The following is a 23,976-nucleotide window of genomic DNA, read 5'->3' on the forward strand; positions in this document are numbered from 1 at the left end:
TATAAAAAAGTGCTATGATAAACCATAATTTTAAACGCGCGCAGGTTTATTATGAATAATATTATTAAGCGAAACTCATCGACCGTTATTTTTGCTACTCAATTGGTCAGTAAAGTTATGAGTAAATCCAGTATTACCCTATCGCTGATGGGCGCGGCTTTGTTCACTTTATCGGGCTGTGCAACGACCCAGAGCTTAACGCCGCAGCAGTGTCAAAGTAGCAACTGGCAAGAAGTGGGCTATGCTGACGGTATCCGTGGACGCTCAGGCGCTTACTTTGGTCATTATGCCGATAGCTGCGCAAAGGTAGGCGGTCCAATGCCTAATCGTATCCAGTGGGAACAAGGACGCCAGCAAGGACTGAAAAAATACTGCACTGAGCTCAATGCCTATAAGCTTGGTCGCGAAGGTTATGACTGGCAGCCTGTTTGCCCACTTGAGGGTATCGAAAAGCTGGAAGAAGCCTACGCACAAGGGCGCTACTACTATATCCGCCAACGCGACCTTGATTACTTGCGTTCGCCTTATCCCTTCGGTTATGGTCCTAGACCCTTCGGTTATGGTTATCGTCCATTTGGTTATGGTTGGTAATGACTTAGGCAGGATAATACCTTATATAAATGTGATTAATTTTGACTGAGTTTGAGAGCAGTTATTGTAAGCATTAAGTCGGCGATAAAATAAAGGAATCTTACATAAAGGAAACCTCACAAGGTTACCCATGCGAGGCCGGAGGAAAAATTTATTATTTTAATTATTCTTCTTATTATCTTGGTTGTTTTTTTATTGATAAGCGTGCTGGTATTTTTAGCAGGCTTGTGGCTTTAACGATTATTCATTAACAAAAGCTATTTTAGTCAATCCTACTTGACTGGCAGCCGCTAATACTTGCGCCACGGTATCGTATTTACCTTCTTTATCCGCGCGCAGTTGTACCGAAGGATCTTTACCCGCTGCACTTTGTTGTTGCAAGCGCATCTCCAGCTCTTCCATACTAATGGGATCACTGTCCCAAAATATTCCTGCATCTTTATCGATACTGATTTGAATAGCCTCTGGCGGTGTCTCATTTAACTCAGCGCTGGTCTTTGGTAAATCTAATGGCACGGTCGGGTTTAGCACGGTCGCCGTCAATAAAAAGATAATCATCAATACCAACATGACATCGATTAGCGGAATGAGGTTCATCTCATTCATGCTTTGAACATCATCATCACCCAATTGAAATGCCATAATTATTCTCAATACGTTTTTTTATCATCATTGCAGCTATTAATTTCTAGCTTATCTATAGCTTTGTTTTGTTTTCTTTTAACTTACTGCCCTATCAGTGAATAAGGGTTACAGCTGCGATGGCGCTGATTTATGATAATGTTCTGTTTGTTGAGTGGCTTGTGTATCTGCATTAATACCTTTCGCTAACTGAGCTTGAATAGCGGTAGATTTACTGTCTATTGACGGTTGTTGTATGGCTGCTAGCTCAGTAGATTGCGCCAATAAATCATGCGCTCTATCATTGGCATGGTACATGACGCGGCGATTGATACGCACTGCAAGGTTATAAAACACCACTGCTGGAATCGCAACTGCGATCCCCAAGCCTGTCATAATAAGCGCTTCGCCAACGGGTCCTGCAACTTGTCCCAATCCCGCCTGTCCACTCACACCAATATTATGCAGGGCATGAAAAATGCCCCATACCGTTCCAAACAATCCTATAAATGGCGCAATCGCTGCCGTCGTACCGAGGACAGGTAATCCACGCTCACTGGCAAAACGGTAACGACCGATATGTTTAAGTAATGTCTGCTCAGTAATCAATCGGCGAGTAGCGGCGTCAGAATCTATCAAATAAGCTTGTTTGCTCTGTATCTGTTGACTCAAATCGTTGGCAACATTGGCAGCCAATTTGCGGCTTTGTAGTATCCGTATGATACCGGTTACCCAAGAGATAATAGATAAAGCAAGTAGCAAAAAGAACAAGGTTCTGGTCACCATATCGCTATATTGCCAGTAGGTTGTAAAGTCCATGTCAGACTCCTTAAGGTGTTATTGCATTACTTGCTATTTTGTTATTGATGACAGTAGCGCGAGTTAATATATTATGCCGTATGTCTACGGGACGGTATAAGCGATGGGCAACGTGACATTACCGACGACCGCTGCACCATTTTTCATAAAGGGTTTAAATTTGCCAGAGCGTACTTGACGCTGTGCTTCTTTATCCAATGCCGCATTTCCAGAAGACTGGGCGACACGCACACTATCAATGCCGCCCTGTTTATTGACTCTCAATACCAGCACAACGTTGAGAGTATCACCTGAATGAGCTCGACGGGCTGCGCGATCGGGAAAGCTAAAGTTCGGTGCAGATGACCAATTGGCAGCGCTGGCGGTAAAGTTTACAGGTGTATCACTTGCGGCAGCCGCAGCGGCTTTGGCAGCGGCGTCTGCTTCTTTAGACGCTCTTACTTCTGCCGCTTCTTTAGCATCCGCTAATCTTTTAGCTTCTTGAGCAGCTTTGGCATGAGCTTGCTGTGCTGCTTTTTCAGCTTGTGCTGCCAATATTTTACGTTCGTTATCAGCGGCTAAAGCATCCGCTTGAACTGTTGATATTGACTCTTGCGGTTTTACTTTATGTTTAAAAGGTTCGTTTTCTACAGCCTTGGTTGTATCAGGTTGCGTCTTCGTTTTAGGATTTTCTGATGTTGCCGCTGGTTTGACAGCTGGCTTAGTCTTCGCTAGCGGCTGAGATTCTTTCGCTATTTTAGGTTTAGTGGTAGCGACAGATTTAGGCTGTGGCTGTATAGGTTTTACAGGCTCAGCTGTATCCATCGCAACCTCTGGCTCTTTAATCTCGGCAGGCAGCGTCACCATTTGTATCTCAATAGGTGGCGTTTCTTTTGGTAACGCCACTTTAGGTGCCGATGGTTTCATCGCCACTAGCGCGACCGCCGTGAGCACGTGTAGTCCCACCACTATAATAATAGCCATGAGTACTGATCTAAGTGGTGGCGCGTCTAAATCCGTTGAACTCATAACACCCTAACATTTAACCGTCATAGAATGATGGTGATAATAATGCAAACGATAACTATTATCAATAGTAAATTTCTAATATTTCAGCAATTGCATACGATTTCTCGGACTAAAACTAAGTTTGGCATAGGTTTTTATAGTGAGACTTAGCCTTGATAACGATCACTGTTAATAAAAATCATTATCATTAATATTGATAATAAGTCTCAATTACTTTATTATGGTTGCTCGTTTGTCATTCCAATTACAAATGAATCGTCGAAAAAATTAAGACTATAAAATATCCAACCATCGATGAAAGTCAGCATAAAAAAACACTTTATTAACGTCAAACAAACCATTTTTTATCTAGCAGATTTTATAAAAAACTGCTCAAACCCATGATATACCGAGTTATTTATGTCTACTACCCTCTCTTCTAGCCACAAAGCTACCCCTGTTTTTAAACGTCCCTTATTGGCTGCCATGATGACAGCACTCGTTGCTACTATCAGTTTGGCAGGTTGTAGCTCACCTGAGTCAAACGACTCTGAGCCAGCAGATGCCAAGACTGAAAACCAAACGGCTGATAATGCCTCGAATGTCGCCAATAATGACGCTGTTTCTGTGGCAACTATCGCCGTCGATACGGTGAAAGGAGATGTCGAATTAGCAATGAATCCATCACCGCTGGTGGTCTATGACATGACGTTAATGCAGGACTTAGCAGCACTTGATGTCGCTGTCGATGGCATGCCAAGTGGTCTAAAATTAGATAACTTACATTCTAAGACACAGCCTGAACCAAAAGATGTCGGTACGGTATTTGAGCCAAATCTTGAAGCGTTAAATGCGATGCAGCCACAAGCTATCTTGGTCGGCTCGCGTATGGCAGAAAAATACGATGCGCTATCAAGCATCGCGCCGACGCTTGATATGAGTATTGATACTGCAAATATTTATGCATCAAGCAAGCAGCGCTTACATGATTTGGGCGCATTATTTGGTAAAAGCGATCAAGCGGCTAAGCTGCAAGAAAATATCGACGGTCTCATTGATGAGACTAAAACCTTGACTAAAGAAAAGGGTACAGGCTTAGTCGTCATGGTCAATGGCAACAAGCTATCCACCTACGGTGACAAGTCGCGCTATGGCTTTATTCATACGGTACTCAATATCCCAATGGCAGATGACCAAATCTCAGATGCGCGTCACGGTCAGCCCATCTCTTTTGAGTATATCCAAAAAACCAATCCAGACTGGCTATTTGTCATCGATCGCAGCGCAGCAATTGGTGAAGATGGTGCCGGTGCCAAAGCAGTATTGGATAATCCATTAGTCGCACAAACCAATGCATGGAGTAAAGATCAAGTGGTTTACCTTAGCCCAGACTCTTATCTTGCCTTTGGTGGCTATTATCAGTGGATGCAGGATTTAACCACGATTAAAAACGCCTTTGCTAGCGCTAAATAAACGCTATTACTTTTCGGGCAGCTACTATTAATGTCAGTTGCCACTCCTTATTTTTAAGCCAGTAGCCGTTATGTCGTTATTTTCACCTCGTGCTCACGCCAGCGCTGCTTTACCAGCCGCTTCGTCAAGTTGGCAAAGCACCAGCAATAGCATTAATCCCAAACATCGACGTGCCGCAATACCGCCGTGGCTGATAAATACCGCTAGCTTCATTATTATGGGGCTATTGGTGTTATTAAGTTTATCAATTGGCGTGGCGGACTTTTCATGGTCGGGTATATGGCAAAGTCTTATCAACCATAGCGCCAACTCCGACAGCTCACTGCTGCTGGTCAGCCGACTACCACGTACTATTGCGATCATTTTGACCGGTGTTTCCATGGCGGTTGCTGGGATGATTATTCAAGTGGTGCTAAAAAACCGCTTCGTTGAGCCATCAATGGTCGGTGCTACTCAAAGTGCAGCGCTAGGATTATTAGTGGTCAGCTTGCTGTTTCCAGCCAGTGCGCTCATTGTCAAAATGGGCGTGGCAACCATTACTGCGGTATTTGGCATGATGCTATTTATGCTGTTAATCCACCGCATTCCGCCGACTGATTTTTTGATGATTCCACTGATTGGCATTGTTTTTGGCGGCATTATTGAGGCGGTGACGACGTTTATCGCCTATCAAACTGAATCGTTACAGATGCTAAGCGTTTGGCAATTTGGTGACTTCTCTGGTGTATTAGCCGGTCGTTATGAGCTGTTATGGCTAACAGGTGGGCTGTGTGTCATCGCTTATATTATTGCCGACAAACTGACCATCGTCGGTTTGGGCGATAATATAGCGCTCAATTTAGGCATTAGTAAACGGCAAGTCACGTGGATGGGCGTTGGGATGGTGGCGATGATGAGCGCTGTCGTCGTCGTGACGGTTGGCATGATTCCCTTTATTGGTTTGGTCGTGCCCAATATTGTCAGCCGATTGATGGGTGATAAGTTGCGGCGTAGCTTGCCAGCAGTCGCGCTATTGGGTGCCTCAGCTGTACTGCTCTGCGATATTATCGGGCGCTCCATCCGCTATCCATTTGAAGTGCCTGTTGCTACTGTTTTTGGGGTGGTCGGCACGGTATTGTTTTTATGGCTATTATTACGTGCTCCTGCGGAGTCATGACATTTATAACAGGCTCATTATAACGGACTCATAGTTTTTGCCATAACTATGACACTTTGATCATCTTACTTGCCATTCTCTTTTATAAGATTAGCGTATGCTTTTACATTCTGCCTCCACCACCACAGATACGGATACTCATAGTGAGTCATCAGGGCATGCCGAATTATCATTTTTAGCAAGGCTGTGGTTACGACTTTGGACAACAGTCACTCAACATCCAAAATCCATTGCTACCATTATCTTACTCATCTCAGCTATTTTATTTTTGACCATTAACGTCAATGGCTATTGGGATTTTGCTTTGCCGCTACGGGGTAAAAAACTGCTGGCATTAATGGTGGTTGGTTATGCAATTGGCGTCTCAACCTTATTGTTTCAAACCTTGACCCATAACCCTATCCTCACGCCCTCTTTATTAGGTTTTGACTCGCTATATGTCTTGCTACAAAGCTTATTGGTGTTTTTCTTAGGCGCAATTAACTTTACCAGTATCAACCCAATCGTCAAATTTACGCTTGAAATCATCTTAATGTTTGGCGCGTCATTATTGCTATTTCGACTGCTGTTTTCAAAAAGCAGTCAGGATTTGACGCGGCTGATATTAGTGGGTGTTATCTTTGGGGTATTGTTTCGCAGCCTATCCGCACTAATTGCACGGTTGATTAATCCTGATGACTTTGTGGTGGTGCAATCTGCCAGTTACGCACAATTTAATACGGTCAATCCGCAGCTACTGGGTATTAGTATTTCTATTTGTGTTATTAGTGCGCTGTTTATCTGGCGCTGGCGCTATCAATGCGATGTATTGATGCTTGGCAAGGCACAAGCGATTAATTTGGGTATTAATTATCAACGCCTAGCATTTGGGCTATTAACCGTCATTGCAGTATTGGTTGCCACTGCCACCGCATTGGTGGGTCCAGTGACTTTTTTCGGCCTATTGGTCTGCGCGTTAACCAATCGCATCGCTCGTCATATGTATCACAGCGAGCGGCTGATATTGGTCAGCTTGGTGGCGATGATTTGCTTGGTACTTGGTCAGACCATATTTGAGCAAATACTGGGCATGGCAGGCGTATTATCGGTCGTCATTGAATTGGCAGGCGGCTTGGTATTTTTATTATTAATTTTTATGACCCAACGTCGTTAATGGTTAATCATCAACAGTCAGAATAAAAATAACAAATTTGACCTTTTCTAAAGACGGAAACTCTAAAGACAGAAATCCTAAAGACAGAAACCACTATGATTAAACTAGATAATATCTCGCATCACATTGGTAAGCAGCAGATTCTACATGATATCAGCCTATCGTTAGCAAGCGCACAAGTGATTGCCCTTATTGGCCCTAATGGCGCTGGTAAATCCACCTTGTTTTCACTGATGGCACGCCTGCAACCATTGCAGTCTGGACAAGTGAGTTTTGCTGAACATGATATCGTCAGCTGTCATGCACGAACCTTGTCTAAAACGGTGGCAATGCTTGGGCAAGACAATCAAGTGCAAGGGCGACTGCGCGTGCATGAGCTGCTGATGTTTGGGCGCTATCCATATCATCAAGGGCAGCCAACAGCGAACGATCAGCAAAAAGTGCAAGAAATAATCGAACGCTTTGAGCTTGAGCCACTTGCCGAGCGCTTTTTATCGTCCTTATCAGGTGGACAACGGCAACGGGTGTTGATTGCGATGATTGTCTGCCAAGATACGCCGTATTTATTGCTCGACGAGCCGTTGAACAATTTGGATATGTATCATGCTGGACGCTTGATGCGCGAGCTGCATGAGTTAAGTCATCACCAGCAAAAAACGGTAGTGATCGTCTTACATGATATCAATCAAGCCGCCCAATTCGCCGATACGGTAGTAACAATGAAAGAAGGTAAAGTGATGGCAGTCGGTCGACCGGTTGATGTCATCACGCAAGCAACGATGAAAGAACTATACAATGTTGACGTTACGGTGCTGAATCATCAGGGTCGTCCAGTGATTGTTGATAGTTTTTGATGAACAGCTAGGTGTTGAATAACGCTATACGTCAGTAATGTTTATTATACTTTTCTTTATATCTCGCGACATTTTTAAGCGTTGTTGTCGTCCTTTCCACCACAAATAAACCCCAGTGGCTGACAATATAATGACGGCTAGACCAATTACTGCTAAGAAAATCTGATATAGCAGATGTCCCAAGCCATAACTGATATGACCCATATGCAATGTTGACAGCCATTGGTCGACTTTACTGCCAAACGAGCTTTGATAACCAAAATTAACGCGCTCGACGCTGCCTGTTTTTGCATGGACCGTGATCGATGACGCCCCGCCTTTTTTGCCGATGTCTTTGTTGGTTTTAAAGCGCATTTGCCATTGATTGTCCTCTTCTACCCAGCGAATACCCAATAGCTGTTGTATTTCTACGCCATTTTTTTGGGCAGCAATATCTGCTTGCCTGCTTAAATAGGCAATACTATTGGCTTTAGTAACCATATCGGCTGCGTTAGCCGCATCATTAAATGGCTTAGCATCTGATACAGACTGTGCGCTTGGTTTACTGAACTTGCTGGACTTCTCCTCTCGCCCCTCAAGTCCCACCACTGCTTGCATGACTGGCTGATAGACTTGCTTTAAATTAAAGCCAACACTCGACCATGCAATGACCAATAATATCAGCCAAAGCCACAAGCCAAACGCATGATGCAAATCATAATTGAGCTTAAATATATTACTCTTGGTACGAATTTTCCAAGCAGGAAGCCAGCGTTTAAAAAAAGAGGCGCGTTTTTTATTGGTCTGCTTATTCTTAGCTTTATTATTCTTATTGCTATTTTTAACGGCTCTTGGAAAAGTTAAATAAAAGCCAATAAAGCAATTAATCGTCCAAACTAACGCCACAATGCCTAATATTAACTTACCGATATCACCTAGCAGTAAATCTCGATGCAGCCAAAATACCTTATACATGGTATTACGCCACGCCCATTCATCCTTATCGCGGGTACCAACGATATGACCATTGTAAGGATTAACATAGACTTCTTGAAACTCTGATAGTGGCTGATTTTTTGACTGGGCTTTGGGCTGTTTTTTCGCCCCTTTATCTCGTACTCTATCAACTGTAAAGACTGCCGATCTATCAGGCTCAATGGAGGTCGGCATACTCGAAAAATCATGTTTTGGATAAGCGCTAATAACGGCGTCATGAAGGACGGCAATCGGTAGTTGCGGTGTGTCTTGGTTGTCTATATAAGCCAGTTGATGATTAAACACCTCATCAAGCTCATGATGAAATGCCAATAGCGTACCGGTAACTCCAGCAATAATTAAAAAACCTGCCATCGCAAGTCCAGTATAACGATGAACCCATAGGCAGGTATGACGCAAATTAAATGGGGATGAAATCATTGATATTGGTTCTTTATTATTTGTTATTTTGATTGGCGGTTAAAAATGGTTTGTTATTGCTGTTAGCACAGATTTGGAAACTCACTGGCAATAAAAAAGCCAGCGCTCATATAAAGACAGCTGGCTTTTTACATACAATCAAACTTTAATGTGCTTAGAATTGATACGTTAAAGACGCTTTGATATTGCGACCCATGTCAAAGTCAGTACTCTCATCTTTAATAGCGTTGTAGCGAGATGAGTGACTTGCATAAGTTTCATCAAACAGGTTGTATACTCCAACTGTTGCTTTTACGCCCTCAAGCTGACGTGGTGAATAGTTCATATACACATCGTGCACATCATAATTTGGCTTAGTATCTCCATTATTATCTGTAATTGATGCTACGTAAGTACTGCGCCAGCCTAGACCAACGACATCACTTGGCTCATAATTTAAGTTCACCATGTAACGATCGCCCGAGTCAGCACTACCGCCACTCACTGATGGAATGCTATTGCCTGTTTCACTGCCTTCACTACGCGCTCGCGAATAGCTTAGACCCATACCAAAGTTACGAGTGCTATAGTCGGCTGCTAGCTCAACCCCTTTAATCTCATAATCTTCAGCGCTATTATATATACCTTGGCAATCACCGCCTATTGCACCGGTCTCACAATCAAGCCCTTCTCTACCCGGTCGATTACCTGTGCGCATAAACTGCTGAAAGTTTTCAATATTCGACTTAAAGTATTTTGCGCTTAACTGCAGAGCATCATCAGCTATAGTTAACCCTCGCAGTGTCGTCGCAACACCCACTTCAGAGTTATAGCCTTCTTCTGGCTTTAGGTCATTATTGACATAAATACCATCACCATTGCTATTAAATGTAGCTTGTCCTAAGTCTGGGCCATTAAACAACTGCGTATAGCTAGCGAAAACCTGTGTACTCGGTGCAATCTCATAACTGGCCGCTAAGGCACCAACCACATTATCATAGGTCTTACCACCAGCCACATATTCAGGTGACTCGTAACGATCATAGCGAACGCCTGGCGTTAAGCTAAACTTACCCATCTGCCACTGATCTTCTAGATATACTGACGTATTTTTTGCACTGTCGCTACCTTGACTCTGATTATCTCGTGACATATCAGATTCTTTTTTATAATGCTCCGCACCTGCAATTAGCTTATGACGGCCCGTAGCAGTATCAACAACGCTGGTATTTTCAACTTTGGCGCCCGTGGTTTTTACTTTAGCGTTCCAGTCGTAACCTGGCGATATTTTGGGTTTGTTATCACGTGAAATTTCTGTTTCAGTTTTGTAGATATCTACATCTACATCTACCAGCGAACTTGACGGGTTAAAGTTGTAATCAAGCGTATAAGTATCTCGATTTACCTTTTGCGGTATTGGGTCATCGGTTAAGCTCGGAAAGTCTGGACGAAAGGGAAAGATACCTTCTTTATCAGTACGACTGAAGCTTGCGCCTACGCGGTGATCATCGGCAATATAAGCGCCAGCTTTTAGCAAAATATTTTCGCCTTCGCTGTCTTCAAAAAGCTCACGACCTTCACCGTCTTCGCCAGAATTTGCATCACGCTTACCATAATAAGCAAGCAAATCGATATTATCAGTTGGTGCGGCATAGACGGTTGCAGAAGTTAATAACTCATCATTATTGCTGGCATAACCTGCGTGTAGTTTGGCACCGATTTTTTGACCTGGTTTCAAAAGATCAGCAGCATCCACCGTCTCAAAGGCGACAGCACCGCCTAAAGCGTCATTACCTAGCGTCACTGAGTTATTACCGACTGATACTTTTGCCGCTTTTAGCAAGTCAGGATCGATAGTGACATCGCCCATATGGTAGAACAATGCGCCTTCTTGACGCGCACCATCAATCGTTACTTTTAGGTTGGTATCATCAAGGCCGCGTACACGTATACGCTGATTGATTGACGAGGTACCACCCACAGTGACCCCTGGCACAACATCCAAAAAGTCGTTCAAGTGACTCGCTTGTGCAGCTGGCGTATAGTCATCTATATAAACAGAATCCGCTTGCACGCTATCACGTACCGAGCGATTGGCTGTCACCGTGATGGTTTGTAATGTGGTACTAGGCATATCTTCTACAGCGGCTGCACTCGCCGCTTGCGAGCCTTGTGACCATAGTACCGCTGCCACGCCCATGGACAATACGCTCAATCGACTAGAAAACTTTACTTCACGCATAACACACTCACTTTATCTACTATCAAAAATTAGGATTTTAAGAACGACGTTTGAAAATTAATTTCAAAACCAGCTATCAATGGTCTGTACCAAAACAACCTTTTAAAAGGTTGGTGTTTGAATAAAAACTAAGCTTGGTATTTAAATAATAGCCAAGGCAATACGCGAATAACATTATTAATGTTAATGATAATGATTAGCGTTTAATAATGAGAGGCATAATAACGAAGTATTAACAATTTGGCAATAATTAATGTCAGAAATTTATATCGATAAATTATGTATGCTTTTTACTTTGTCTCTGCTAGATATGTAAACCTTTAAGATACGGCTCTCTCAGTGATTTTAGCCACCAACAAGTTGTGCTAATCCATCAGTCAATTTCGATCAATAAACCTTTTATATAAAAAAATCATTGCAATATGCGGTCGTTTGCCTATACCCTTAGATAGTTGACTAATTAGTCAGGTTTAAAATTACGACTATTAGTCAGATTAAAAAACAATAGCTATCTGCTTATATTTATTAACATCAAGATAAGTGCAACGCTTTGGTAGATGGATTAGCAATGTGTATCTTTAGAGAGCTAGCAATTTGCCTATCTCATTTGTTTATTCGAAATTTTGCTTAATTATCTGCACAGAGTTTGGACTAAAACTCACTTTACAAGGAAGTTAAGATGAGTGAACATACTCAAGGGAACCCCGATTTACTGTATGGACTGCATGACCGTCCTGCCCCCGCCAAAGCATTTTTGGGTGCTATACAGCACGTACTTGCCGCTTTTGTCGGTATTATTACCCCTTCTTTAATCATTGGCGGTGCCTTAGGCTTAGGGGAACACATTCCCTACCTGATCAGTATGTCTTTGATGGTATCTGGGGTTGCGACCTTTATTCAGACACGTAAGGTTGGTCCGGTAGGTTCCGGCCTTATGGCACTACAAGGCACCAGCTTTGGTTTCTTAGCCGCCGTGCTTGCCGCTGGTTTTGTGGTAAAAAATAAAGGTGGTAGTCCAGAAGAGATTCTCTCTGTCATCTTTGGGGTCTCATTCCTTGGCGCATTCATTGAGATATTCTTAAGTCAGTTCATTACTAAGCTTAAATCGTTGATGAGCCCTATCGTGACCGGTTGTGTCATTGTCACTATTGGTCTGTCATTGACCAAGACTGGTTTGACCGATTTGGCAGGTGGCGTTGGTGCTGAGAACTTCGGTAGTATGGAGAACCTATTACTAGGCGGTGGTGTACTGGTGAGTGTGGTACTAATCAGTATTATCGATAACAAAGTCATTCGCTCTAGTGCTATCTTTATTGGTCTGATGCTAGGCTTAATCGCGGCAATGTTTATGGGACGTATTGACTTCTCGTTAGTCTCTGAAGCACCTTTACTTACTATACCAGTCCCTTTTAAATTTGGTTTTGGCTTTGACTGGCAGGCGTTTATTCCTATCGCCTTTATGTATGTCATCACTAGTATTGAGACCTCAGGTGACTTAACCGCGACCTCAATGATTTCAGGCGAACCTATTAAAGGTCCGGTATACGAAAAACGTATTAAAGGCGGCGTATTAGGTGATGGTGTTAACTCTTTGATTGCTGCCGTATTTAACACTTTCCCAGTGACGACCTTTAGCCAGAATAACGGCGTGATTCAAATGACTGGTATTGCCAGTCGCTATGTTGGTCTTTATGTCGCTGCTATCATCTTCACGATGGGTCTGTTCCCTGTCCTTGGTGCTATCTTTACCCAACTACCAAAACCAGTGGTTGGCGGTGTCACGCTATTAATGTTTGCCACCGTAGCCACTGCTGGTATTCGCATTTTATCAACGGTTGATTTTACCCATCGTAATATCTTGATTATTGCAACCACACTAGGTCTAGCAATGGGTATTGCCTTTGTCCCTGATGTATTCGCCCAAACACCGCAGTTGTTCCGTAATATCTTTGGTTCAGCCGTAACGATGGCGGGTGTAGTCGCTATCACCCTTGATATGATTTTACCGAAGAACTATGGCTCTGAATACGACACACCAGAGCAAAATGCTAAAGTTGAAGAACAGATAAATATTCTCAAAAAAGCCTCTTAAGATAGCAATGTTATTGATGAGATAAAATAAAGACTCAGCAGAATATTCTGCTGAGTCTTAAGCTCTACTTTAATGATATCAATCTTAATAAAGCTTGTATCATTAAAGGGGTTTTAGGATAATTATATATAATAAGCTTATAAACTTATTCGATGCCACAACCGCGTAAGATAAACGGTACTAAAAAGTCAGCAGCACGGGCTTCATCTTGCTCATCGTAAGCCTCTTTTTGCATCAAGCCGACGATTTCTGTTTCAAACTCTGCATATCGCTGTGTTGTTGCCCAAATTAAAATCAATAGTTGAAGCGGATCAGCAATAGCGATTCTGCCTTGCTCGTGCCATGTTTTCATTACCTGTGTTTTATCAAGCGCCCAGTCTTTCATCACCGTTGACATGAAATCATGTAAATGCGGTGCCCCTCCGATGACCTCAAGGGCAAACAGCTTATGGCGATTTGGATTGGCAAACGCTTGATGTAATTTGGTACGGACGAACTTTTCAATAACCGTTTTTGGATCACTATCCACCGTCATCGTCACCAACCCCTCATTCCATTCTTGAATAATAGAACGCAAGACCACTTTGTATAGATTTTTCTTATTTTTAAAGTAATAATGAATATTGGCTTTTGGTAGCCCTGCTCGATCCGCGATACCTTGCATAGTGGCACCGCGATAACTTTGCAGCACGAACTCTTCTTCAGCGGCGGTCAAAATCACCGCTTGATTTTGTGCACGAATATCCTGCTGATTACGATGAACGGTATTCTCAGAGGAACTAGGTGGGTTTTCTTTGCAATTTTGAGTCATGGAATAAACCGTTAGACATTATGGTGAATAAACGACCATATTCCAGTATATTATTAGGACAGACAGTAAATTATCGTCTTAATTTTATGAAATATAGCCAATAACAGAAAATATTTTGCATAAAGTAGTTGACCATTTGGTCAGGTTTAAGCAGAATGGTTAATATTAAACCAATTACAACTGAATCGATACTACTTTAGCATGGGTTTCTCCCCTCATTTATATAATCAAGAGACATCACCTTCTCTTTGTAAATTCATACTAAGCAATTCATACTAAGCAAAATGCTTTATCAAAAAACAAGGATGTTACCGTGAGCTTATCACTATCGCAGTTTAATGCCCTCTCGCAAGCCGATGCGACCTCACAATTATTGACCTGTTGTACCAGCACCAGCTGGGCAAATACTTTAGCAGATGCACGTCCGTTTGCAGATCTAGACGCTTTGCTTACCTCTAGCGATGCGGCATGGCAGCAGGCGCAAACAGAAGAAGGCAATTTGCTAGAAGCCTTTGATGGTCATCCACAGATTGGTAATGTCGATTCATTAAAAGAAAAATATCGCAATACGCAAGACAGCGCGGCACATGAGCAATCAGGTGCCAATGACGCTGATGACGCTGTGATTGAAGCATTGGCGCAAGGCAATCAGGATTATCTCGATAAATTCGGCTTTATCTTTATCGTCTTTGCAACAGGTAAGAGCGCACAGCAAATGCTGGATTTATTGCAAGCACGTTTGCCAAACGATCGCGATACTGAACTATTAAATGCAGCCACTGAACAAAACAAAATTACGCGTTTGCGTTTACAAAAACTGCTGAGCGACGCTTAAATCTTGCCCAATTAGACCAACATATATAAAAGGAATTATCATGTCAGGTACTCTCTCATCACATATTTTAGATACCCATCTTGGCAAACCTGCCGCTGATATCGCAGTGACGCTACATCGCGTGAGCGCCAGTGGCGAGCCGTCACTATTAGCAAATGGTGTTACCAACGCTGATGGTCGCGTGACTACCGACGGTTGGGTATTTAACCCAGAAATTGATATTGCCGAGTATCATTTAGATATCGGTCGTTATACGCTGACCTTTGATACCCAAGCGTATTTTGATGCACAAAAACTAACGGTATTTTATCCGCAGGTGGTCATCGATTTTATGATACAAGATAACGGTCACTACCATGTGCCGCTACTGCTTAGCGCACACGGCTACGGTACTTATCGCGGATCATAACTTTATAGCTTTATTACTCGAAGCCTTATAAAAATAAGGCTAAACGAGCGCTGGAAAATTAAACGTCTGACAGTAAGGTCAGTGGTTTAAGACCAAATAAATAATGCTGGTATCGCTACGTTGTATCACAATCTTTTATAATAACGAAGGTGAGCAAAAGTCGTTACGAGTTACCAAGATATAATAATATAAAGGACATTGACAACATGGGTGCATATCTTCTCGATTGGCTAAGTTTATTCTTCCGCTGGTTTCATGTTATCGCTGGTGTGGCGTGGATTGGCGCATCATTTTACTTCGTATGGCTAGACATGAGTCTTCAGAAGCCACCAGAATGGAAAGCCAAAAAAGGTATTTCAGGTGATCTTTGGGCAGTTCATGGTGGTGGTTTTTATGAAATTGCCAAATACAAGCTCGAACCTGAAGAGATGCCAAAAACCCTGCATTGGTTTAAGTGGGAAGCCTACACTACTTGGCTGACCGGTATGGCGATGCTCATTATCGTCTACTACATCAATGCGACGGCTTACTTGATTGATCCGAGCAAAGTTGATTTTGGTAGCAACGTTGGTGCTATATCGACCAGTCTACTGTTTTTATTTGGTAGTTACTTTATTTATGAAGTCATTGTACGCAGCAATGTCGGCAAAAATAAACTGGCGTTTAGTATCACTATCTTTATACTAATGATTATTGCCACTTGGGGTTCTTATCAGCTGTTTAGTGATCGTGCTTCCTTTATCCATGTCGGTGCCATTTTAGGTACAATCATGGCAGGTAACGTTTTCTTTGGGATTATGCCTGCTCAGCGCGCCTTGGTAGATTGTGTACGTCGTGGCGTAAAACCAGGTCCAGATGTAGCAGCTTTAGCATTGATGGCTAGAAACCGCTCATTGATGAATAACTACTTTACCCTACCGCTAATTTTTATCATGATTAGTAATCACTATCCAATGATGTATTCACATGCGCATGGTTGGTTGGTATTGGTATTCGTCGGTATCATCACTGCAACGGCTCGTCATTACTTCAACGAAAAACACTTGGGTCGCCAAAAACCAAAATTCTTAGTAATTCCTGCGATAGCAACCGTATTATTGATTATTTGGATGCGTCCAGAACCTATTAAGCCATTGCCAGTTCCTGTGATACCTGTGGCATCTGCAACAGAAACTGCTGCTCCAGCACCGACAGATACGCCACCTGCTGTAGCCGGAGACACAGCTGCCGTAGCACCTGCTGCCGGTACTGCTTCTAGTACAGATACGACTGCCGCAGTGGTACCTGTTGCATCATCAGCTGACGACGCTATCATGGAAATTGTACATACAAAATGTAGCGTTTGTCATGCTGCGCAGCCTACCCAACCCGGATTTTCAGCGCCACCACTCGGTTTTATTGTACAAACGCCAGAAGATATGAAAATCAATAAGGCAAAAATAGTCACTGCATTGCAAACTAACTATATGCCACTGGGTAATATCACTCAGCTAAGCGATGAAGAGCGTCAGCAGCTTATCGCTTACACCTCAGGTTTATAGTAAATACTGTATCCATGCTTAAGGCAGTGATTGTAAAAACGATGTTTATAAAGACAATGTTCTAATGATTGGTAACGCTGATTTTTAAAAGTCAGCGTTACCAACAGCCATTTTATCGATATGTATCATTCAATGATTACTGCCCAAGCAACAACGGTATCCCCTGCCCCTGCTTTACCTTATTTCGTTTCAGCTTTCGTTTATCTAGGATAATGACAATGACAAAAAAAATAACCAGCGACTTTGATCAAGCGAGCTATCCGCGTGATTTAAAAGGCTATGGCGACAATCCACCAAACGCCAAATGGCCAGGCGGCGCTAAGATTGCCGTACAGTTTGTGCTAAATATCGAAGAAGGCGCAGAGAACAGTGTCTTGCATGGCGATGGTCAATCAGAGCGCTTCTTATCAGACGTTTTAGGTACGCCAGAATTTAACAACCGTCACCAATCAATCGAATCAGCCTTTGAATACGGTAGCCGTGTCGGTGTTTGGCGTGTCTTAGACACCTTTAAAGAGTATGGTTTGCCGATCACTACCTTTACTTGTGCTGCTGCTGCTGAAAAAACACCGCATATCGTTGAACGCGTCTTAGAAGATGGTCATGAAATTGCCAGTCATGGACTACGCTGGATTACTTATCAGGACATGTATCGCGAGACAGAACGCGAACATGTACGCCGCGCCACTGAAATATTCGAGAATATGCTTGGTAAGCAGCCACTTGGCTGGTATACCGGTCGTGATAGCCCTAATACCCGTGAGCTGGTCGCTGAACAAGGTGGCTATATTTATGACTCAGATTCTTATGCTGATGAACTCCCCTACTGGCTCAATGTCAAAGTAGAAGAAGGCAGTAAAATTGCTCGTAAACCGCATTTGGTTATTCCTTATACGTTAGAGACCAATGACATGCGTTTTTCTTCTAGCCCTGGTTTTACCAACGCCGAACCTTTTTATCAGTACTTAAAAGATAGCTTTGATACTTTATATGAAGAAGGTCAAGACACGCCCAAAATGCTAACGATTGGCTTGCATTGCCGTATCATCGGTCGCGCTGGTCGTATCACTGCGCTCAAACAATTTTTAAAATACATCACCAGTAAACCCGATGTTTGGGTATGCCGCCGCGATGAAATAGCCAAACACTGGTATGAAAACCATCCAGCCACGGCTGATAATACTGCAGATTGGATGTAGCTACTAACTATAAGACGTATCATCATATCAATAAGCACGTAAATAGTAGTAACCACATAAGTTAACTGATGATACGCTCAAGCCAGTTTATTACCTCAGCTATTTCATTGCGCCAAAATCATATCTTGTGTCCTGTATTTGCCTCGTTTAAATAAGTAAGTACTGGCCATACTTGGTCTGGTTGTTTGTTACTATAAATATCAAACTGCGGATAAACTGCCTACCTAACTAACGATAACAATCGTGAAGCGCTGCCTACCTAACTAACGATAACAATCGTGAAGCGCTAGAAAAATCTCACGAATAAAAGCCACGAATAAAAACATAGTACCGTTAGCGACCACTGACAGCCTACAACTTAATAAGTTGCTAAAAAAACCAAATAAATGACATTGCTAACTAACCTAAAGGCGAACTTATGAAAACCACGATAATTGCCCAACCTTTAACTAAAGCTGCTTTTGCTCCTTATGGCTCAGTTATTGAGCCTTATGATGATCAAGAAAAGTGTCCTGAAAACAGCTGGGATATCAATCGTGGCTTTGCCTGTCGCCATGATTCTATCTCAAAAGTCACTCATGATGGCGGAGAGGTGGGTTTTAGTATTTTCCGTACCAAAAGACGCGATTGTCCGATTACCTTATCGGTTATGGAATACCATCCGTTTGGGACGCAAGCCTTCTTTTCTATGAATTCTACAGACTATCTAGTCGTTGTGGCCAAAGCTGGCGACGCACCTAAATCAGCTGATGATTTAGAAGTATTTTATGCCCAATCGCATCAAGGCGTACAGTATGACGCCAATGTTTGGCATCATCCGTTGCTGGCGCTAAAAGCTGATTGTGATTTCTTAGTAGTCGATCGCATCAATGGTGATGGTAATAACTGCCATGAATTCGAGATTGACGATTGGGAAGTTTGCATTGATGTAGCTGCTGAACAGGCTAAGTCAGACAGAGCAAAGGCTAATGCTGTTTAGAAGTTATTAATTAGTGTTAAAGTCAGCTGATATAAATTAGCTGACATCATACATAATTGATATAAAATAACACTAAGACAAACGCTCTAAAAAGGTTATTAATATTTTTAAAAAGTAAAGAACGATTTTGACCATAGCTTCGACTTTCAAGCTGCAAATGAGTTAGCGTTTAAAGGGAAATCCCAGCCAAACGGGTATGCCTCTCCTTTGCTCCACGATTCAAGCTCAAAGGTTCAGACACAAATTTATCGCAGCACAAAACCACTAAGGAACATTAACCATGTCAACAAAAAGTACTTATTACGCACCAACTGGCGGATTGCCTCCACAAACACAGTTACTATCAGATCGCGCTATCTTTACCGAAGCTTATGCGATTATTCCTAAACGTGTATTAACGGATATTGTTATCAGCTATCTGCCATTTTGGACAGGTATGCGCATGTGGGTGCTGGCACGCCCACTTTCAGGTTTCTCTGAAACATTCTCACAGTATATCGTCGAAGTCGAGCCTAATGGCGGTTCAGAAAAACCTGAGCTAGATGCAAATGCTGAAGGTGTGGTATTCATCGTTGAAGGCGAAATGGATATGACTATTGAAGGTGAGACGCATCATCTTGAAGCGGGTGGTTATGCATTCTTACCACCTGGCTGCAAATGGACGCTGAAAAACAATAGCGACAAGCACGTTAAATTCCATTGGATCCGCAAAGCTTATCAACATTGTGAAGGCATCGATGTGCCTGAAGCGTTTGTAACCAGCGATCATGATGTTGAAGCTATCGAAATGCCGGGTACTGATGGTGTATGGACAACGACTCGATTTACCGAGCAGTCTGATATGCGTCACGACATGCATGTAAACATTGTGACTTTCCAACCAGGTGGCGTGATTCCATTTGATGAAACTCATGTTATGGAACATGGTTTGTATGTACTAGAAGGTAAAGCTGTCTATCACTTAAACGGTGAATGGGTAGAAGTTGAAGCAGGTGACTTTATGTGGCTGCGCGCATTCTGCCCACAATCTTGTTACGCTGGCGGACCTGGTCCATTTAGATACTTACTATATAAAGACGTGAATCGTCATATGCCGTTTATTCGTCCAGTAAAATAAGCAATCTAGAATAATGACCAGAACAATAATAAATAGTATAGAAGCATAATCGTTAATTCGAAAACGTCATTTATAATTTTTAATAGTAAAGCCAGCTAATTATGATTAGCTGGCTTTTTATTTTTATGCCGAATTGAAAATTTTTAAACGAAGCTTTAATAACGTAATGCTAATAAAACATCTATCACTTTACTTGTTTTTTACGTACTATTGTACTAGAATACTGAAACAAGACAGCTACTAATCTTCCTTTTTTATTAAGATTAAATATTATGAGTACTGACCCTTATCACAGCTTATTAAACCATTTAGCCAGCTGTAATGACAGCACCGCTATCGAAATGCTGCTCAATGCACTGCTAACCGATAAAGAGCAATTTGAGATTGCCAACCGTATTCGTATTTTTGACTTATTAGAGCGCGGCGTTACCCAACGTGAAATATCTGAACAGTTAGGCGTCGGTATTGCAACGGTCTCTCGCGGTGCTAAAGCGATGCAAATTCACGATGTTAGTGCTTTATTAGCGACGCATCGAGAAGTTAATGGCTAATTAATAAATAGCATGTTGGTAAAAAATTGAATTTAAAAGATGGAGTGTAGGCAAATGAAAGCTTATGTGAGAACAAATGCACAATCCATGGAAGTAGAGTTACAAAACGTCGCGGTGCCTGAGGTTGCTGAGCAAGAAGTACTCGTCGAGATGAGTGCCTTTGGTGTTGGCATTCATGACCGCTACTTCATACCGAGCGATGCTAGCTTTCCTTATACGATTGGTTTAGAGGGGTCAGGTGTCATCAAAAAAATCGGAAATGGTGTCAGAGATTTTGTTATCGGCGACCGTGTTATATTGAACAGCAGCAGTCTTCCTAAAGGAGGATGCTGGGCTGAATATACCGTCGTGCCAAGCGATATGCTCATATTCCTACCTGAATCGATGGACTTTAATGAAGGGGCTACCATCTCTGTCGCAGGAAAAACAGCGATGGAATGCATAGGCGCACTTAATTTGAACGAAGGAGATACCCTATTTATTGCTGGCGCTTCAGGAGCAATCGGCAGCTTGGTCATTCAGCTTGCTACCGATAAAGGGGTACGCGTTATCGCTTCTGCGTCCAAAAAAAATCATGCTTATATGCATGCGCTTGGCGCCGACATAACGGTTGATTATAAGGATGCTGATTGGAAAGAATCTTTATTAAAAATCCTACCAAACGGTGTCGATATCGCGCTTGCCATTCAACCTAATACCGCGAAGGATAGTATGGACGTTGTAAAAAACAGCGGCACGGTTATTACGGTTTCTGGCGATTCAATAGCTGCAGAACGCGGCATTACAGTATCTCAATTTGAACACCTCCTCAGCTGGCAAGAAGCCCTTAATGGTTTAATTGGTAATATTACTGCTGGAAAAGTAAAAATTATTATCGAAAAAATTTATCGTTTTGATCAAGCACTTGAGGCACTTGCAAAAACAGAAACCAGACATGCACGTGGCAAAATCGTTGTGAGTATTTAACATTTATTAGATACAAACGCAGGCAGCGTATGTCGTCTGTTTTCGCCTTATTCATATTTTCACTTTATTAATAATTGAACCAATTCGGATATTGTTATGACCTCTTCGACACCCCAGCAACATCAACCTACTGCTATTGATATTCCTAGCAAGCCGCAACGCATAAAACTCACGCAGGATATTGATTTTCTTGCTTTATTCAAACGCATTGAGCGTGCTTTTGACACTTGCTATTTGCTCGAGTCCTTGGGCGAAGATAGCCATATGTCACGCCATCATGCTATTGGTTTTGATCCGATTATGACCATTGCTGCTATTGACCGCACTACCCTTGCGATTACCGATAATAAAACTGCTAAAACTGACCATTATCAGACTGACAATCCATATCAATTACTACGCAAAATTACTCCACAGCATGTCATCGCCCGTGAGCAAAGCGGCGGTTTGGTGGGTTATTTGGGCTATGACAGTGTCAATTTCTTTGAGCCAAGCTTGAATGCTAAGCCGAGCGAAGACTTTGAGCCATTTAAATTTGGCGTCTATCTAGACGGCTTAACGCTCGATAAGATGACCGGTGAAATTTTCTATTTTTATTACCCTACTGCACAGCAAGAAAACCGCATCGAGCAAATCAAAGCCTTGCTTGATACATCAATTCCAAGTTACCAACCACCCACAGTTGAGTTTTTGGGTGATGGTATGAGTCAAGATGAACATGCCAAAGTAGTGATGCAAGTGAAAGAAGACATCATTTCTGGGCGTATCTTTCAGTGTGAAGTCGGCTTTAAATCCAAGTATCGCATTGCGGGCGATAAGATGCCGATTTATGAAAAGCTGCGTGCGGTCAATCCATCACCGCACATGTACTTTATGAAATTTGCTCAGCAGTGCATCATAGGTGCCTCGCCTGAATTGCTGTTTCGCTTGCGTCAAGGCGAAATGGAGACTTATCCACTTGCTGGTACAGCGAAGCGCGGCATCGATGTAGCCGAAGACCGTCAGCTTGCAAGAGCATTACTGAATGATGCCAAAGAGATTGCTGAGCACAATATGCTAGTCGATCTGCATCGCAATGATATTGGGCGCGTCGCACGATTTGGTACGGTAAAAGTGCGCAATTTGATGGATATAAAACGTTTCTCACATGTGCAGCATATCTCCTCTGAAATCGTCGGTATTTTGCATCCTAATGAGGATATGTTTAGTGCGCTTGCCAGCAATTTTCCTGCTGGTACGTTGTCAGGTGCGCCAAAAGTTGAAGCAATCAAAGTGATTAATGAACTAGAGCCAGATGGTCGCGGTGCTTATGGCGGCGCGCTTGGGTCGTTTAACTTTAACGGCGATTGTATCTTTGCTATCCCTATCCGCAGCTTATTTATCAATGGCGAGTCTGCCTACGCCCAAACCTGCGGTGGCAACGTCTACGACTCTAATCCAGCAGATGAATACTTAGAAATCCAGCGTAAGCTTTCTGCGATGAAAGTGGTATTAGATAGCTTTATGCAGCCGTAATTAAATATACTTTATCAAAGAGTTTATGCCCCATGAATGTTTTAATTATCGATAACTACGACTCGTTTACCTTTAATCTTTATCAATATATTGGCGAGATTTTGCAAACGATGGACGGTGCTAAAGAAGCGAATGTCATCGTTAAACGCAATAATGAGATTACCTTGGCAGATGTGCAGGCGATGAATCTTGACCGCATTATCATCTCACCCGGTCCAGGTGCACCCAATGACCCGGCTTACTTCGGTATTTGTGCTGAAGTCATTGAAGTGATGGGCAAGACGACGCCGCTATTGGGTGTCTGCTTAGGCATGCAGGGTATCGCGCATGTATTTGGCGGTGACGTGGTACGTGCCAGTGTGCCGATGCATGGCAAGGTGTCAGCGATTTGCCATGATAGGGCCGGTGTTTATGAAGGCTTGCCGCAGGAGATAGAAATCATGCGCTATCACTCGTTAATGGTAAAAGCAGATACGCTGCCAAATTGCCTAACTGTCACGTCCGTCGTTAGTAATGACGACAATGCGCATTTAAGCTTAACTGAGTCGGCACTAGCAGGTGATGAAATTATGGGTGTTCAACACAAAGACTATCCCATTCAGGGCGTACAGTTTCATCCTGAATCGTTTGCGACCGAAGGTGCTAAGCGTTTATTAACGAATTTTTTACTGCAGGTGTAATCAGAAAAAAA

The 23,976-nt window shown here is 42.6% G+C and carries 22 protein-coding genes; 16 read left to right on the forward strand and 6 right to left on the reverse strand.

The window, feature by feature from the left end; genetic code table 11:
* Positions 1-51: 51 nt before the first annotated feature.
* The gene (locus EPB74_RS06720) at positions 52-591 is read left to right on the forward strand and encodes a DUF2799 domain-containing protein (RefSeq protein WP_274903477.1); all 540 of its coding nucleotides are present in this window, start codon (positions 52-54) and stop codon (positions 589-591) included.
* Positions 592-831: 240 nt separating this feature from the next.
* On the opposite strand, the gene EPB74_RS06725 is transcribed toward EPB74_RS06720, so the two are convergent.
* From EPB74_RS06725 to EPB74_RS06735, 3 genes are all read right to left on the reverse strand, one after another.
* The gene (locus tag EPB74_RS06725) at positions 832-1,233 is read right to left on the reverse strand and encodes an ExbD/TolR family protein (RefSeq protein WP_274903478.1); all 402 of its coding nucleotides are present in this window, start codon (positions 1,231-1,233) and stop codon (positions 832-834) included.
* Between the two features lie 108 nt (positions 1,234-1,341).
* On the reverse strand, positions 1,342-2,031 hold the full coding sequence (locus tag EPB74_RS06730) for a MotA/TolQ/ExbB proton channel family protein (protein ID WP_274903479.1): 690 nt from the start codon (positions 2,029-2,031) through the stop codon (positions 1,342-1,344).
* A gap of 84 nt (positions 2,032-2,115) precedes the next feature.
* The gene (locus EPB74_RS06735; protein ID WP_274903481.1) at positions 2,116-2,994 is read right to left on the reverse strand and encodes an energy transducer TonB; all 879 of its coding nucleotides are present in this window, start codon (positions 2,992-2,994) and stop codon (positions 2,116-2,118) included.
* Between the two features lie 444 nt (positions 2,995-3,438).
* Between EPB74_RS06735 and EPB74_RS06740 the strand changes: the two genes are divergently transcribed.
* The 4 genes from EPB74_RS06740 (at position 3,439) to EPB74_RS06755 (ending at position 7,654) form a co-directional block, all read left to right on the forward strand.
* A complete protein-coding gene (locus tag EPB74_RS06740; protein ID WP_274903482.1) occupies positions 3,439-4,491 on the forward strand; it encodes a siderophore ABC transporter substrate-binding protein in 1,053 nt (350 codons plus the stop codon).
* A gap of 70 nt (positions 4,492-4,561) precedes the next feature.
* Positions 4,562-5,647: an ABC transporter permease gene (locus EPB74_RS06745; RefSeq protein WP_274903483.1), complete on the forward strand. Its 1,086-nt coding sequence runs from the start codon at positions 4,562-4,564 to the stop codon at positions 5,645-5,647.
* Positions 5,648-5,744: 97 nt separating this feature from the next.
* Positions 5,745-6,800 carry an iron chelate uptake ABC transporter family permease subunit gene (locus EPB74_RS06750; RefSeq protein WP_274903484.1) on the forward strand — a complete coding sequence of 352 codons (1,056 nt, stop codon included), beginning with the start codon at positions 5,745-5,747 and terminating at the stop codon, positions 6,798-6,800.
* A 95-nt stretch (positions 6,801-6,895) separates the two neighbouring features.
* Positions 6,896-7,654, forward strand: coding sequence for an iron ABC transporter ATP-binding protein (locus tag EPB74_RS06755; RefSeq protein ID WP_274903485.1), 759 nt, complete (start codon positions 6,896-6,898; stop codon positions 7,652-7,654).
* Between the two features lie 24 nt (positions 7,655-7,678).
* On the opposite strand, the gene EPB74_RS06760 is transcribed toward EPB74_RS06755, so the two are convergent.
* Positions 7,679-9,049 carry a PepSY-associated TM helix domain-containing protein gene (locus EPB74_RS06760; protein WP_274903486.1) on the reverse strand — a complete coding sequence of 457 codons (1,371 nt, stop codon included), beginning with the start codon at positions 9,047-9,049 and terminating at the stop codon, positions 7,679-7,681.
* Between the two features lie 154 nt (positions 9,050-9,203).
* Entirely contained in the window at positions 9,204-11,270 is a 2,067-nt protein-coding gene (locus EPB74_RS06765) for a TonB-dependent receptor domain-containing protein (RefSeq protein WP_274903487.1), read from the reverse strand.
* A 679-nt stretch (positions 11,271-11,949) separates the two neighbouring features.
* Here EPB74_RS06765 and EPB74_RS06770 point away from each other — a divergent pair.
* Positions 11,950-13,362: a uracil-xanthine permease family protein gene (locus EPB74_RS06770; protein WP_274903489.1), complete on the forward strand. Its 1,413-nt coding sequence runs from the start codon at positions 11,950-11,952 to the stop codon at positions 13,360-13,362.
* Positions 13,363-13,507: 145 nt separating this feature from the next.
* Here EPB74_RS06770 and EPB74_RS06775 read toward each other — a convergent pair whose 3' ends face one another.
* Positions 13,508-14,173, reverse strand: coding sequence for a TetR/AcrR family transcriptional regulator (locus tag EPB74_RS06775; protein WP_274903491.1), 666 nt, complete (start codon positions 14,171-14,173; stop codon positions 13,508-13,510).
* A 313-nt stretch (positions 14,174-14,486) separates the two neighbouring features.
* Between EPB74_RS06775 and uraD the strand changes: the two genes are divergently transcribed.
* The 10 genes from uraD to EPB74_RS06825 all read left to right on the forward strand — a co-directional run bounded on the left by uraD (position 14,487) and on the right by EPB74_RS06825 (position 23,965).
* On the forward strand, positions 14,487-15,008 hold the full coding sequence (uraD, locus tag EPB74_RS06780; protein ID WP_089554151.1) for a 2-oxo-4-hydroxy-4-carboxy-5-ureidoimidazoline decarboxylase: 522 nt from the start codon (positions 14,487-14,489) through the stop codon (positions 15,006-15,008).
* Positions 15,009-15,048: 40 nt separating this feature from the next.
* Positions 15,049-15,417, forward strand: coding sequence for a hydroxyisourate hydrolase (uraH, locus tag EPB74_RS06785; protein WP_079692398.1), 369 nt, complete (start codon positions 15,049-15,051; stop codon positions 15,415-15,417).
* A gap of 206 nt (positions 15,418-15,623) precedes the next feature.
* Positions 15,624-16,958, forward strand: a complete 1,335-nt coding sequence (locus tag EPB74_RS06790; protein WP_274903492.1) for a urate hydroxylase PuuD — start codon at positions 15,624-15,626, stop codon at positions 16,956-16,958.
* Positions 16,959-17,176: 218 nt separating this feature from the next.
* Complete coding sequence (gene puuE / locus EPB74_RS06795) at positions 17,177-18,157, forward strand: allantoinase PuuE (RefSeq protein ID WP_274903493.1); 981 nt, start codon at positions 17,177-17,179, stop codon at positions 18,155-18,157.
* 418 nt (positions 18,158-18,575) lie between these two features.
* Positions 18,576-19,136, forward strand: a complete 561-nt coding sequence (locus tag EPB74_RS06800; RefSeq protein ID WP_274903494.1) for an ureidoglycolate lyase — start codon at positions 18,576-18,578, stop codon at positions 19,134-19,136.
* Between the two features lie 280 nt (positions 19,137-19,416).
* A complete protein-coding gene (locus EPB74_RS06805; RefSeq protein WP_274903495.1) occupies positions 19,417-20,253 on the forward strand; it encodes a bifunctional allantoicase/(S)-ureidoglycine aminohydrolase in 837 nt (278 codons plus the stop codon).
* Between the two features lie 272 nt (positions 20,254-20,525).
* Positions 20,526-20,804: a Trp family transcriptional regulator gene (locus EPB74_RS06810; protein WP_274903496.1), complete on the forward strand. Its 279-nt coding sequence runs from the start codon at positions 20,526-20,528 to the stop codon at positions 20,802-20,804.
* A 54-nt stretch (positions 20,805-20,858) separates the two neighbouring features.
* Positions 20,859-21,770 (forward strand): NADP-dependent oxidoreductase, encoded by a 912-nt coding sequence (locus EPB74_RS06815; protein WP_274903497.1) that lies wholly within the window; start codon positions 20,859-20,861, stop codon positions 21,768-21,770.
* A 96-nt stretch (positions 21,771-21,866) separates the two neighbouring features.
* Complete coding sequence (locus EPB74_RS06820) at positions 21,867-23,285, forward strand: anthranilate synthase component I family protein (RefSeq protein ID WP_274903499.1); 1,419 nt, start codon at positions 21,867-21,869, stop codon at positions 23,283-23,285.
* Positions 23,286-23,317: 32 nt separating this feature from the next.
* Positions 23,318-23,965 (forward strand): anthranilate synthase component II, encoded by a 648-nt coding sequence (locus EPB74_RS06825; protein ID WP_274903501.1) that lies wholly within the window; start codon positions 23,318-23,320, stop codon positions 23,963-23,965.
* The last annotated feature ends 11 nt before the right edge of the window (positions 23,966-23,976 follow it).

The organism is Psychrobacter sp. DAB_AL62B, from assembly GCF_028895345.1.
Classification (GTDB): domain Bacteria; phylum Pseudomonadota; class Gammaproteobacteria; order Pseudomonadales; family Moraxellaceae; genus Psychrobacter.